At 68.4% G+C, this 13,078-nt stretch carries 12 protein-coding genes and 1 tRNA gene; 7 read left to right on the plus strand and 6 right to left on the minus strand.

From position 1 onward, the window contains the following. Nucleotides 1-22: 22 nt before the first annotated feature. Nucleotides 23-99, plus strand: a tRNA-Asp gene (locus QX204_RS01335). A gap of 58 nt (nt 100-157) precedes the next feature. On the opposite strand, the gene QX204_RS01340 is transcribed toward QX204_RS01335, so the two are convergent. From QX204_RS01340 to QX204_RS01350, 3 genes are read right to left on the minus strand one after another with little or no spacing between them, the layout of a single operon-like run. After that, entirely contained in the window at nt 158-1,183 is a 1,026-nt protein-coding gene (locus QX204_RS01340; protein WP_301904808.1) for a DUF8176 domain-containing protein, read from the minus strand. A gap of 9 nt (nt 1,184-1,192) precedes the next feature. Continuing rightward, nucleotides 1,193-2,488 (minus strand): hypothetical protein, encoded by a 1,296-nt coding sequence (locus tag QX204_RS01345; RefSeq protein ID WP_301904809.1) that lies wholly within the window; start codon nt 2,486-2,488, stop codon nt 1,193-1,195. Then, nucleotides 2,488-3,018 carry a hypothetical protein gene (locus QX204_RS01350; protein ID WP_301904810.1) on the minus strand — a complete coding sequence of 177 codons (531 nt, stop codon included), beginning with the start codon at nt 3,016-3,018 and terminating at the stop codon, nt 2,488-2,490. The genes QX204_RS01345 and QX204_RS01350 overlap by 1 nt, the downstream gene beginning before the upstream one ends. On the opposite strand from QX204_RS01350, the gene QX204_RS01355 reads away from it, so the two are divergent. Next, nucleotides 3,017-3,703: a GAP family protein gene (locus QX204_RS01355; RefSeq protein WP_301904811.1), complete on the plus strand. Its 687-nt coding sequence runs from the start codon at nt 3,017-3,019 to the stop codon at nt 3,701-3,703. The genes QX204_RS01350 and QX204_RS01355 overlap by 2 nt on opposite strands. A gap of 142 nt (nt 3,704-3,845) precedes the next feature. After that, a complete protein-coding gene (locus tag QX204_RS01360) occupies nt 3,846-4,547 on the plus strand; it encodes a polyprenol monophosphomannose synthase (RefSeq protein WP_056818686.1) in 702 nt (233 codons plus the stop codon). A gap of 60 nt (nt 4,548-4,607) precedes the next feature. Here the strand turns inward: QX204_RS01360 and QX204_RS01365 are convergent, their stop codons facing one another. Further along, nucleotides 4,608-5,042 carry a DUF6069 family protein gene (locus tag QX204_RS01365; protein WP_301904812.1) on the minus strand — a complete coding sequence of 145 codons (435 nt, stop codon included), beginning with the start codon at nt 5,040-5,042 and terminating at the stop codon, nt 4,608-4,610. Nucleotides 5,043-5,195: 153 nt separating this feature from the next. On the opposite strand from QX204_RS01365, the gene QX204_RS01370 reads away from it, so the two are divergent. The 3 genes from QX204_RS01370 (at nt 5,196) to QX204_RS01380 (ending at nt 7,577) form a co-directional block, all read left to right on the plus strand. Further along, the gene (locus tag QX204_RS01370; RefSeq protein ID WP_301904813.1) at nt 5,196-5,744 is read left to right on the plus strand and encodes a hypothetical protein; all 549 of its coding nucleotides are present in this window, start codon (nt 5,196-5,198) and stop codon (nt 5,742-5,744) included. 95 nt (nt 5,745-5,839) lie between these two features. Beyond that, on the plus strand, nt 5,840-6,388 hold the full coding sequence (locus QX204_RS01375; protein ID WP_301904814.1) for a copper chaperone PCu(A)C: 549 nt from the start codon (nt 5,840-5,842) through the stop codon (nt 6,386-6,388). Continuing rightward, complete coding sequence (locus QX204_RS01380) at nt 6,381-7,577, plus strand: Dyp-type peroxidase (protein ID WP_301904815.1); 1,197 nt, start codon at nt 6,381-6,383, stop codon at nt 7,575-7,577. The genes QX204_RS01375 and QX204_RS01380 overlap by 8 nt, the downstream gene beginning before the upstream one ends. Nucleotides 7,578-7,612: 35 nt before the next feature. Here the strand turns inward: QX204_RS01380 and QX204_RS01385 are convergent, their stop codons facing one another. Continuing rightward, nucleotides 7,613-9,022: an HAD-IB family hydrolase gene (locus tag QX204_RS01385; protein ID WP_301904816.1), complete on the minus strand. Its 1,410-nt coding sequence runs from the start codon at nt 9,020-9,022 to the stop codon at nt 7,613-7,615. Next, nucleotides 9,022-11,439 (minus strand): glycerol-3-phosphate 1-O-acyltransferase, encoded by a 2,418-nt coding sequence (locus tag QX204_RS01390; protein ID WP_301904817.1) that lies wholly within the window; start codon nt 11,437-11,439, stop codon nt 9,022-9,024. The genes QX204_RS01385 and QX204_RS01390 overlap by 1 nt, the downstream gene beginning before the upstream one ends. 223 nt (nt 11,440-11,662) lie before the next feature. Between QX204_RS01390 and QX204_RS01395 the strand changes: the two genes are divergently transcribed. Beyond that, nucleotides 11,663-12,991, plus strand: coding sequence for a salicylate synthase (locus QX204_RS01395; RefSeq protein WP_301904818.1), 1,329 nt, complete (start codon nt 11,663-11,665; stop codon nt 12,989-12,991). Nucleotides 12,992-13,078: the final 87 nt, after the last annotated feature.

A 13,078-nucleotide genomic window follows, 5' to 3' on the forward strand; every position in this document is an offset into this window, starting at 1 on the left:
GCTCCCCGATACACACAAGCAAGGCCCTGTAGCGCAGTTGGTTAGCGCGCCGCCCTGTCACGGCGGAGGTCGCGGGTTCGAGTCCCGTCAGGGTCGCCACGCCGAAAGTCCCCCACACCGATTCCGGTGCGGGGGACTTTCGCGTCAGCGGACCTGCTCAGATGCGGTGGTCGATGCTGGTGATGCGGTGACGACCGGGCGCTACCTCGGTGGTGCGCATGACCTGGTTGATCTTCTCGGTGGTGGCGTCGCCCGGCCATTTCTGGTGGATCGTCACGTTCCAGAGAGTGGCGTCGGCGGCGTCGGCTTTGGTGATGTGGACGCAGTACTTCACATCGAGGGGGAGCGAACCGATGCCCTCGGCCAAGGCCGACGCGCTGCCCACATGGGCGTTGTCGGTGACGAAGGAACGGGCCTTCGCGGCGTCACGGTCGACGTAGTAGCTGTATTCGAAGCCGAGGATGGCGCCCTCGGGGCTGGCGGTGTCGCCACGTTCCGCGCTGATGGTGATCGAGGGGGTGCGGAAGGATTCGCAGCCGGACAGGGCGTGTGCGGGCAGTGGGGGCACCACGGTGGAAGTCGTTGCCCGCGTGCCGGAGACAGCGGCCTGTGCCGTGGTGGTCGGCTTGTCGGCGGGGCCGAGGAAGATGGTGGCGGCCAAGCCGAGAACCACGACGAAAACCACGGCTCCGATGATGCCTTTGATCGCGGCCGCGGCCTTCACCCTGCCACCGCTTTCGTCGTAGCGTTCGTCGTCGAAGTTCCTGCGGGGACGCCGCGCGATCCGGCCGCCGCCGCCGAAGTCCTTGAGGCGCGGTAATACCGGCATCTCGACATGGTCGCCGCTCTGTTCGGTCGCGGTGGCGGTGGCCCAGTCGTTCCAGTCGACATCGTCACCGCGCTGCGGCTCGACCGGCACGTCGGCGTCGTTCCAGTCGTTCCAGTCGCCGGTGAACCCGTCGTCGTCGTCGGGATTTCGATACACCGGTTCGACCGGCGCGGGCTGGAACGGGCCGTCGTCGAACGGTTCCGGGTCGGGCGGCGGCCAGGTCTCGGGGTTCGTGCCGATCGTCTGTGGCTCGGCCTCGCGGCGTCGCCTGCGCCGCCGTTTACCCTGCGGGCGACGGCGGCCGGGCGACGTGGCATCCGGCGACGCGAAGTAGGCACCGAACGGATTGTCCATGCGGGCGTCCTACGCCGGCGCCGGGACGACTCCCGGTTGCCCGTGTTTAGGCGCGGCGGAGGGTTTCTCGGTCTCCTGATCCTGCGCAGGACGAGCGCCGGGCGGCACCACCCCGCCTTGCATCGGCTGCTGCGCGGGCGCGGGTGTGCTCGGAGCCTGTTGGGGCTGTTCGGCTTTCGGCGTCTGATTCTGGAAGGGAGCGGCCGGGGCCGGTGCTTCCGGCTTCGCCGAAGCGCCGCTGTCGTTGTTCGCGCCGCCACCGCTGTTCGCGCCGCCGCCGGTACTGGTGCCGCCACCCAATCCGCCGAACAGGGTGCTCGTGCCGGTGCCGCCGCCGTTGGTCGACGGTGCGGTGGGTGTGGTGCCCGCGGGCGTCGTGGAGGAGGTGGCGCCCTCGGTGCCTGCGGCATTCGCGGCGAGAGTGTCGATTCCGGTCGTCGCCAGCTCGGAACCCTTGTCGAGTCCGTGCATCGCGACTTCGGCGATCTTGTCGATCAGATGCGTACCGAACGTGACGCCGGCATCGATCGCCGCGGTCCCGAGTGACACCCCGCCGTCGATCAAGGCCTCCTGCAACGCGATCTGCGCCGCGGTCGCCGGATCGATGTTGTCGTCGTCGTCATCCCACGACGAGTCGTCATCCCAGGACGACGTGTCGGACCCGCCGGTGCCGAGTACGTAGACGCCGGGCGCCACCTCCGTCGCGCCGACGGGCACGGTCACCCCGTTGGTCCCGCCGAGATCGCTGGTGAGCCCCTTGGTGTCTCGGGTGTACTGATCCATCTCGGTGCTGGCATTACCCACCACCCCGACCGCTTCGGAGATCGCCTCTTCGGCGAGTGCGACGATGGCGTCGAGGTTGTTGCTGTTCACCGCGGGGGCGGCCTTCTTCGCCTTGGCCCGGAAGTCGGCGATGATCGCGTCGACCTTGGCGGCCGCGGTCGACTGGGTCGTATGGGCCTGCCCGAGCAGGGAACTCAATCGGGTCCCACGGTCGGCCGCGGCCGAGACCTCGGTCGCGGTCTGCCGCAGCGCGGGTGTGGCGGGAGCGGCGGTCTCGGTCGACTCGAGGGCGTACAGCCCGAGCCGATGCGGGTCCTCGGTAGCTGTCGTCGCGGCGGAGGCCGACGTCAGCGCGGCGACCACCGACGCATCGGGATCGGCGGAAGTATTACTGCCCAACGATCTACGCAACTCGAGCAACGGCACTTCGAGCAGCGCGATCACCGGCGCGATCTTCGCCTCGGCCTCGGCGGGCGTGATCGTGCTCAATGTGGTCTCGGTGGCCAGCGACTTGGTACGCATCACGCCACCTCGCTCTCGACCGCGCGCAGATCGCCCGCCAGCCCGGTGTCGATCCCGGTCACGCTGTCGCCGAAGCGATTCAAGATGCCCTGATAGGCGGTGACCAGATTGCCCGCGGTACTCAGCGTCGAAGCGTGTTCGCCCGCTGCCTGTGTCCAGGCGGCGGCGAATTCGCGCCCGAGCACGCCGAGCCCGGACAGATCGACCCCGGCCGCGGTCGTCGTATCGTTGGCCGCTGTGCCAAGAAGTTCGGAAACCCGAGCTGCCGCACGCTGATAAGCGTCGAGCGCTGACGGGTCGAAAGACATTTCTGCCACGATGTCTGCCCCTTCACGATCGCGGATCCCGGCACGGCCGGTGCTCAAAAGCGTAACGACCGAGCGCCGATTGCGGGAGAGTCCCGTCCAGATGGACGAATCGATCTCGAGACTACGCAGGTCAAGGGCTTTCGCTGCAAAGCCGGTGTGGTGCTGGTGTGACTGACGGGTCGGCGACCGAATATGACCGGCGAGTAGGGTCGGCCACGACATGGATGGGTATCGACTGTTCGCCCTATTCGGGTTCGCTCTGCTCGATGCGCTCGACGTGCTGCTGGTGGCGATCACCACGGCCGTGGTCGCCGACGCCAGGCTGACCCGGCGTTCGCCGATGACGGGGGTGCTCAGTTTCCTCGGCGGCGTCTTCGCGGTCTCGGTGGCCTTCGGCGTGTGCACCGTGCTCGGCATCGACTTCCTGGTCCGGCTGTTCGACTTCGAGCTGACCCCGGCCCTGCGCTACTGGGGTGAGTTGGTGATCGGTCTCGTGCTGATCGCGGTCGCCGCGCTTCCGGTCGACACAACCACGTCCACCGGCGGCCGCTGGATCGAGCCGGTGCGCAGATATCCGTGGCTGCTCGGGGTGATCGGGTTCACGCTGGGTCTGGCGAAGGTGCCCACCTCGGTGCCCTATCTCGCGGCCCTCGCACTGCTGTCCGCGCAGCGCCCGCTGCCGGTGGCGTGGCCGGTGATCGTGGCGGCCTACTGCGCGGTCGCCCTGGTGCTGCCACTGGTCGTGCTGGCTCTGGCCATGCGGCGAACGCCGCGCGCGCGGCGGGTCTACCGCCTGCTCGTGCGGGGCATCACCCGTTTCGGGCCGCCGACGATCAGGGTGCTTTTCGTCGTGTTCGGCGTCGGACTGATCATCGACGCATTGGTCCACGCGGGCCGACTGTGGTGAGCCGCCCGCACGGCCACTCAGGAAAGCGTCAGGACCATCGAGTACCGTCATAACGAATCGATGACATGCCCCGTGCCCGCATCCTGGGCCGCGGGGCTATCCAGGTGAGCAGGGAGGGCGACCCTTGAGGGTTACCGTTGTTGTGCCGACCTACAACGAGCGGGAAAATCTGCCGGTGGCGGTGGAGCGGCTGACGGCTCTGCCGGTGTCCGATCTGCACGTGCTGGTGGTAGACGACAATTCACCCGACGGCACGGGTGACGTCGCCGACAAACTGGCCGCTGAGCTGCCGAATGTGGTGAGCGTGCTGCACCGCACCGAGAAGGACGGCCTCGGCCGCGCCTACATCGCGGGCATCACCGCCGCGCTCGACGAGGGCGCCGATGTGGTGATCCAGATGGATGCCGATCTGTCGCACCCCGCCGAGGTGATCCCGTCGATGCTCGAGAAGCTGAGCTCCGACGATGTCGGCGTAGCGCTGGGGTCGCGCTACGTGCCGGGTGGTTCGACCGCCGCGGAGTGGAAGTGGTACCGCAAGGCCCTGTCGGCCTGGGCCAACTTCTACGTGAACCTGATCCTGCGCCTCGGAGTGAAGGACGCGACCGCCGGTTTCAAGGCCTGGAAGGCCGACACCCTGCGCGCGATCGACGTGGCCTCGATCCGCAGCAACGGCTACTCGTTCCAGGTCGAGATGAACTACCGCGCGATCAAGAAGGGCTACACGATCGCCGAGGTGCCGATCCGCTTCGAGGAGCGCACCGTCGGTGCGTCGAAGATGAGCCTGAAGGTGCAGCTCGAGTCGGCGCTCATGCCGTGGAAGCTGCTGTTCGGCCGCTCGGTCTAGAACTCGATACGCGAAAGGCCCCGCCGACGGTTTCGGCGGGGCCTTCGCTGTGTGTTCGGGTCACTTCGCGGTGATGCCGCGACGCACGCCTTCCAGGGCGATCACCATGACCGGCACCAGCACCACGTGCATCACCGACAGGGCGATGGTGGAGGCGGTGTCGAAGTCGGTGGACACGGTCAGCGCGATGGTCGCGAGCGACAGCACCGACCCGACCACGGCGGCGGTCCGCAGCACGCCGGTCCACTTGTACGACACCAGCACGGCGACGGTCAGTCCGATCAGCAGCGGCACGGCCGACATCATGATCACCCCGCCGGGCGCGACGCTGGATGCCTTGCCCTGATCGGTCATGATGAACGACCCGCCGGCGGCGGCGCCGATGGCCCAGACGATCAGATTCAGCACCACGGCGACGGCAGCGGCGCCCAGCACGGCGACGGGCCGGTTCAGCGCGGGAACGGTGTAGGTGGAGGTGGCGGTGACGGTGCTCATGACGTTCTCCCTCATTCGGTGGTGAGACAAGCATCAAACCTGAACCATTGTTAATGTCAAGCCCTCGGTCGAATTGGATTGCGCCGCATCGTCGAAGCCCTGGTCACAGGCCCTGAGTCCTGTACCTACGACAGAAGGTCGTAGCATGGCGGGGTGGGCTCTCCGACGGATCACACCGCGCGGTTACGCGGCGCGGCAGTGGGTTCCGCGTCCGGCGCCGTCGCGATTCTGGCGCACGGACTCGGTGGCGCCACCGGCGTTCCCGCCGGATCCGCCCTGACGCTGTTGTTCGCCGCGTGCGCCCTGATCGGTGTCGTCGTCACCGCGCTGCCGCGGGGAAACAGTGCGATGTCGACCATGGTGGTGCTGGCTGTCGGCCAGTGCGTCGGGCACACCGCGCTGTCGCTGGGGCATTTCCAGCACCACCCCATTTCGGGCGCGATGGTGCTCGCTCACCTGGTGGCGATCCCCGTCGGAGCCATCGCGATTCGCGCCGCCGAGGTCGGTGTGCGCAGGGCGATCACCGGCGTGCGGCAGCTGATCCTCGTGCTGGCCGGGGTCGCGAGCCCCGCCGAGCGTCCGGTCCGGCTACCCGCCGCCGACGAGCGTGCGGTGCTCCGGCAGCTCCTCCTACGACCGGACATCGGGCTGCGTGGTCCGCCCGTGGTGGGCGCGACCACATCCGACCCCGTTCCGGCTTAGGACAACGCCGACGAATTCCGCCGTTCCGGTGGATGATTCGCTGTGCGGACAGGCCGGTCCGGGGCACACCTCACCCCGATGATCGGAGTTCTCCCATGTCCGTCTTTCCGCATGCCCACCTGCGCGCCCGCCGTATCGGCGCTGCCGCCGCCTGTGCCGTCCTCGCCGTATTCGCCACCGCCTGCTCGGATTCCGAGCCCGCCCCGCCCGCGTCGGTGGCGGTGGGGGACCGGATCACCATGAGCGACCAGTGGATCAAGGCCGCCGAGTCCGGCATGTCGGCCGCCTTCGGCAACCTGCGCAATGCCGGTGACGCCCCGATGACGCTGGTAGCCGCCACCAGCCCGGCCTCGGAGCGGGTCGAGATCCACGAGGTGGTGCCCGACAGCACCGGCGCGAAGACCATGCGTCCCAAGGCCGGTGGCATCACCATCCCGGCGCGCGGCGAGGTGACCTTGAAGCCGGGCGCCGAGCACCTGATGTTCATGGACCTGAAGCAGCCGCTGCGGACCGGCTCGGAAACCTCGCTCACGCTGACCTTCGCCGACGGCTCGAGCACCGTCGTCACCGCACAGGTGCGGGATTTCGCCGGCGGCAAGGAGAACTACACGCCGGGCACCGACAACCCGATGCACGGTGGCTGATTCGCGGCCCGGACTCTCTCGCCGACGGTTGCTCGGCGGGGGAGCGGCGGTGGCGGGCGCGGCCGGAGTCGCCTGGGGTACGGCCGAACTCGCTCGCCCGGACGCCGTTCGGGACGAGGCGCTGGACAGCGTCGCGTTCTACGGCGCCCATCAGGCGGGCGTGGCGACGACACCGCCAGGACACGTGGCCTTCGCGGGCTTCGACCTGGCGCCGGGCGTCGGTCGCGAGGACGTGATCGGGCTGCTCCGCATCTGGACCGACGACGCGGCGCGCCTGACCATGGGCCTGCCCGCGCTCGCCGACACCGAACCGGAACTCGCCGCCAGACCGGCCCGGCTCACGATCACCGTCGGCTTCGGACCCGAGCTGTTCACCGTCACAGGGCTCACCGAGCGGAGACCGGAGTGGCTGCGCCAGCTCCCGCCGTTTCCCATCGACCGGCTCGACCCCGCCTACACCGGCGCCGACCTGGTTCTCCAGGTCTGCGCCGAGGAGGCGACGACGGTCGCGCACGCGGTGCGGGTGCTGTCCAAGCACGTGAAATCGCTGGTGCGGGTGCGGTGGGTGCAGCGCGGATTCCGGGACGCGCCGAAAGGCCAGACCATGCGCAATCTCATGGGTCAGGTCGACGGCACCGTCAACATCGCCCCGCGCACGGTCGACTTCGACCGACTGGTCTGGGATGACGGCGCGTCGATGCCGTGGCTCGCCGGCGGCACCTCCCTGGTGCTGCGCCGGATCGCCATGGACCTCGACACCTGGGACGAACTCGACGCCGACGGTCGCGAACTGACCGTCGGCCGCCGGGTCGCCGACGGCGCGCCGCTGACCGGTATCGCCGAACACGACGAGCCCGATCTCGCCGCGGTGGACCGCAACGGCATCCCGGTCATCCCGCCGTCGTCGCATGTGGCGCGGGCCAGACACACCCACGACGGCGAACGGTTCCTGCGTCGCGGGTTCAACTACGACGAGAACCCGGCGCCGGGGCAGGTGTCGAACTCGGGCCTGTTGTTCGTGGCCTATCAACGCGATGTCGACCGTCAGTTCCTGCCGGTGCAGGCGCGGCTGGCGGAATTCGATGCGCTGAACGAATGGACCACACCCATCGGGTCGGCCGTGTTCGTGATCCCGCCCGGTGTCCCCGGTCCGGGGCACTATCTCGGGCAACAGCTGTTCGAGAGCTGAGGATCCGGTCGGGCGCACCCCCGCGCCCGGCCGGTTCAGGCTCGGGGCCAGTCCAGCAGCGTGTTCTCGAACAGCTGCCGGACGCCTTCCACCTCGGCGTCCATGTCAGCGGGGTCCCAGCCGGAGACATCGATCGGCGCCAGCACCGCCACGTCGACGATGCCGGCGCGGGCGACAGGCGAATCCCGCCAGGCGATTTCGCCCGCGTTGCGGACCACTACCGGGATCACCGGCACCCCCGCCTGGATGGCGATATGGAACGCGCCCTTCTTGAAGGGCCCGACACCCGGAGTGAACGAGCGCGTCCCCTCGGGTGCGACGGCGATGGAGAGGCCGTCCCGCAGGGTCGCAACGACGGGGGCGAGTGAGGCTTTCGCGCGCTCGGTATCGGTTCGGTCGATGAAGGTGACGCCGACGAACCGCATCAGCGGACCGAACAGCGGATGATTGCGCAGTTCCTTCTTGCCGATGCCGGTCACCGCGCCGTCGAGGACCTTTGGGACGATGATCACGTCGAACTGGCTCTGGTGGTTGAACAGGAATACCGCGGGGCGCGGCGCGCGGGCGTTCTCGGCGCCGACCACGCGCAGTTGGACGTCGATGGCGCGCAGGGTCGCGGTGGTGGCGTCGTGCATGAGCGCGTCGGCCATGGTCTGCCGATTGCCGGTGTAGGACTTGCGAAGGACGCCGACCAGCGCGCCGCCGATGAGTCCGGCGAATCCGACGATGGTGCGCAGGTAGTCGAGGGGGCGTGGGGCTCGACGCAGGCGGAAGGTCAGGGTGGGCCAGCCGTTGTCGGCGGCGATCGCGGCGAGGGCCGGGTCGGGGTCGATCACGGTCGGTCGCTGGGCGAGTTCCAGCAGTGGCAGGTCGGTCACGCTGTCGGCGTAGACATAGCCGATCTCGAGATCCGGGGCGAATCGGGTTACTGCCGTGGACTTTCCGGTACGCCACAGCGGCGCGCCCGCCGGTCGGCCGGTCAGTACGCCGTCCTCGACGGCGAGTTCGGTGCACAGCACGGTGTCGATGCCGAGTTGCTCAGCGACGGGACGCACCTGGAATCGCGTGAGCTCACTGACCAATATCACTGTGTGACCGGCCGATTGGTGGGCGCGTACGAGGTGCCATGCCTCGGGGAAAAGCCGCCCGTAGATCTCCTTGCGGAAAGCCTTGCGGCCGAGCTGGTCGAGATCGGTCTCCGACGCGCCCGCCCACGTCCGTTCGACGGCTTGCAGGAATCGTCCGTAGTCGCCGTCGTTGCCGCCGCGCTGGATACCGCCGAGCAGGGTGGTCATGCGCTCCTCACCGCGCCGGAACACCTTGCCCACCAGCCCACGTCGCGGCAGACCGTCGACAACGGTGCCCCCGAAATCGAACACCGCGGCGATCCGCGCACCTTGCGGACCCGAACGGATCGCGGCCACGGCGTCGGCGAGTGTGCTCATCAGTTCGTGTTCCTGTTCGACGGATCGAGCGAGGCCGCCCGCGCGATCCGGTCACCCAGATCGCGCAGCTGATCGGCGAATTCCTGTCGCTTGTCGATCAATTCGGCTTCGGCGCCCTCGACCGCGGGCGCGATGAGGCCGTGGTTGTCGGCCAGTTTCCAGGCGCTGGTGAACAGTTCCGACGATACCGACTCGGGGCTGTTCAGACGCTGCTGCAACAGCATCTGCTTGCCCACCGCCACGCATTCGTCGATGAATTCCTTGCGATCGATCGGCGCGTCGGCAGGTCGGGCCACCAGCCGCTCGGCGACCACCAACTGCGCGTCGAAGAACGAACGCAGCACGCGATGGGCCATCACGAACCCGGATTCGGTTACAGCGCCGAGGAATTGGCGATCCAGCCGATCGTCGGGGGTGTGCTCGTCCCATTCGGGCACGATGATGCGCACCTCCTCGATGATCTGGTCGGCGAACTCCTTGCGCTCCGGGAAGAAGAATTCGAACTTGAGCAGATCGCGCAGCGCGAACGCCGCCTTCCACGCCGACCGCAGCGGGTCCTCACCCGGCTGCTCCACCGCGGTGAGGGCGGCCAGTTCGAGGATGGCGCGGTTGACGAACCAGTGCACCGCGCTGTTGCGGTAGAACGCCGCCTCGAGATGCGCGCCGGGTTCGATCGCGTACACCGGTTCCAGCCCGCCGCGATACACGGTGACCACGCCCGCCAGCGCGAGCTGTTCGAGCACCACCCGCAGGCCCTGTTCATCGCGCAGCGTGGTGAGCTCGCCGCTGGGCAGTTTGCGACCGACGATATAACCGAGCACCGGGTCGAGCACCGTTCGCACCTGGCCGAGCGTGAGCGCTCGTTCGTGCACGCCGAGCAGAGCCAGGGTGACCAGTGCGTTGACCGTGATCGGGGTGACCTCGTTGATCCCGACCGCGACGTCGAAGGCCAAGCGCTGCACCGCTTTGTGCTCGGCGTCGGCCAGCGTCTTCTCGTCGGGAACGGTGGCCGAACCGGTTTCGGTGTCGCGCAGCGGGATGGTCACCGGTCGCTGGTCGAGCGGATCACCGTGCACCCCCAGTCGCTCGCGCGCCGAAATGGCTTCGCCGAAGCGGACATACACACGGCCGGCCGAATGTTGCTGACTGCGCACATATCTGGCCAGCCAGCCGATTCCCTCGGCCTTCTTCTTGCCGCCCGCCTGTTCGATGGCGATCGCGCCGAGCTCGTTGAGTCGCTCATAGGTGATGGAGACCGGCACGAGCATCACATCGTCGACGCGACGTGAACGCACCGCGGCGGCAAGATAATTGAGGAGTCCGTAGCGCGGCGGGCGCAGTTTGCCCGTCCTGGTGCGCCCGCCCTCGAAGTACCACTCCATATTGAAGCGCTTGGCCAGCAGGTAGGCGAAGTACTCCTCGACGACCGCCTTGTAGACCTCGTCGTCGCCGAAGCTGCGCCGGATGAACACCGTTCCGGTGCGCCGCGCGATCGGACCCATCGGCCAGAAGTTGAGGTTCGCCCCGCCGATCACGTGATTGGGCGGAAAATCATTGCGTGCCAACACATCGCCGAGCACGAACGCGTCGACATAGGAGCGGTGCGAGGGCAGGAAGACCAGCGGGTGCTTGCGGTTGAGCTTGCGCAGCGCGTCGAGGCCGCGCAGATCGGTGTCGACCTTCCACGTCGAGGCGTGTACCGGGCGCATCGCCTGGGTGAACAGGTCCGAGACCAGCCTGCTCTGCGCGGCGACCAGCTCGCGCAGCGCCTTCTCCGCGTTGCGATAGACCTGGTCGGGTTCGGAGCCGATCTCGTCGGCGATGTAGTCGAGCTTGCGCTGGAACTCCGGGGAGTCGAGGATCTCCTCGGCCACCAGCTGGGGCACCTTGTACCGATCGCCGATGACAGTGCGCTCGGCGCGTTCGAGCGCGACCACCGCGGCGCGCACCACCGCGCGCGCGAACGGGTCGGCCGAGCCCGCGCGCAGCAGCGCCGCGGCCTCTGGGTTGTTGGTGCGTAGCGCGCTGAGCCGGGCGGGCGCGCCGACGAGCACGCGGTGGCGGTCCGGTTCGGTGCGCAGCAGCCTGCGCTGGACGAGCCGGTTGGGTTTGCGCGGGTTGGTGAGCATCACCAGGTCGGCGAAGGTCACCCGGCGCACACCGTCGCGTTCGGGCGGCAGCCACAGCACCCGGACCGGCACGACCAGCGGGTCGTCCTTCCTGCCGACGAGGCGTTTGGTGATGGCCTTCGCGTCGAGGTCGAGCTGGGTCACCGGGGCCGTGGAGTCGATCTCCCTGTCGAGACCACCCTGGGCCAGCCAGTCGCCGATCACTTCGCGTTCGACGGCGGAGGCCGCGTCGACCAGGGCGACCACCGAGTCTGCCTGCGGGCCGCGCCGCCCACCTTTGTCGATCATTGCTCCATTCAAGCCGCAGATCTGGTTCGGCGCATCGAACTTGGGCTACAGCGCGTTGCGTGGCGCGCGCGGCGAGGCGGATGTCCGGCGCGAGCTACAGTGCTGGAGGTTTGCTCGGTGTGGAGCGGGAGTGGCGAACAATACCCAGTACGAGTCTGGCTAAACGGCGAGGTAATGCTAACCTAACCAAGAAAAGTTAGGTCAGCTTTACCTTGGAGGATCGTTGTCGTCGACGGAACAGCCCGTACGGGTGGAGTATGTGACCGACCCGGCGGCAGCGATGTCACGTCTGGCCGTCTCTGATCGATTCGGTGAGTATGTGATGTACGAGCAGCCCGGTGTGTGGGTGTTCGCCGCCGATCCGCTCGGCAGCGTGGAGCTCGACGCCGGTGAGCTGCGCACCACCTGGGGTGGTGAGACCACCGCTCGCACGTGGTCCGGCAGTCCGGCCACCGTCATCGACACCGCGTTGGCGACCCTGCCGATCGACGGCCGCAACACCTACGGCTGGATCGGCTTCGAATTCTGCGCCTACTCGCTGGCGGCGACCCACCATCTCAATCCGCTGACCTCCTTGGCGCACCTGATGATTCCGCGGATCGAGGTGCGCATCGATGCCACCGGCGTGCGGATCAGCGGCGCCACCCCGAACGAGGCGTGCGATATCCACGATCTGATCGCCGGCTCGCAGGGCGTCGACCTGCCTGTCCCGACACCGGTCGATGTGCGGGTGGACCCGACGAACTACGAGGAGCGGGTCGCCACGGCGGTCGCCGAAATCCGGTCCGGCAGATATCAGAAGGTGATTCTGTCGCGCAAGGTCGAGCTGCCGTTCGCGGTGGACGTGCCCGCGACCTATCGCCTCGGCCGGGCAAGCAACACCCCCGCCCGCTCGTTCCTGCTGCGGCTGGGCGGGCTCGAAGCGGCGGGGTTCAGCCCCGAGCTGGTGGCATCGGTCGACGACGATCGCATCGTCACCACCGAACCGCTGGCCGGCACGCGCGCGTTCGGACTCGGTGCCGAGGCCGACGGCGCCGCCCGCGCCGAACTGCTGGCCGACCCGAAGGAGATCGTCGAGCACGCGATCTCGGTGCAGACCTCCTTCGCCGAGATTGCCGAGGTGGCCGTGCCCGGCACGCCGGCGGTCTCCGATTTCATGGCGGTGCGCGAGCGCGGCAGCGTGCAGCACCTGGCATCCACCGTGCGCGGCACCCTCGCCGCCGACCGCACCGCGTGGGACGCGCTCGAGGTGCTGTTCCCGTCGGTGACCGCGTCCGGCATCCCCAAGCGGGCCGGCGTCGATTCGGTATTCCGCAACGATCACGATCCGCGCGGGCTGTATTCCGGTGCGGTGGTCTGTGTTTCGCCGACCGGCGCGCTCGAGGCGACGTTGGTGCTGCGCGCGATCTATCAGACCGGCGAAGGCGCGTGGTTGCGCGCCGGTGCGGGAATCGTGGGGCAGTCGCGCCCCGAGCGTGAGTTCGAGGAGACCTGCGAAAAGCTGGGCAGCGTAGCGCCTTACGTGGTCAAGGCTATTACCGCCTCTCCGTGACCTCTGCCGGCCGTGGGGTGCGCAGGGCTTGCGCACCGGGCCGACGGTATGGGCCGTAGCCAGGGCCGGGCGTTCCCGATGAGTTAC

It is taken from the genome of Nocardia sp. PE-7 (assembly GCF_030486425.1).
Lineage (GTDB): Bacteria > Actinomycetota > Actinomycetes > Mycobacteriales > Mycobacteriaceae > Nocardia > Nocardia salmonicida_A.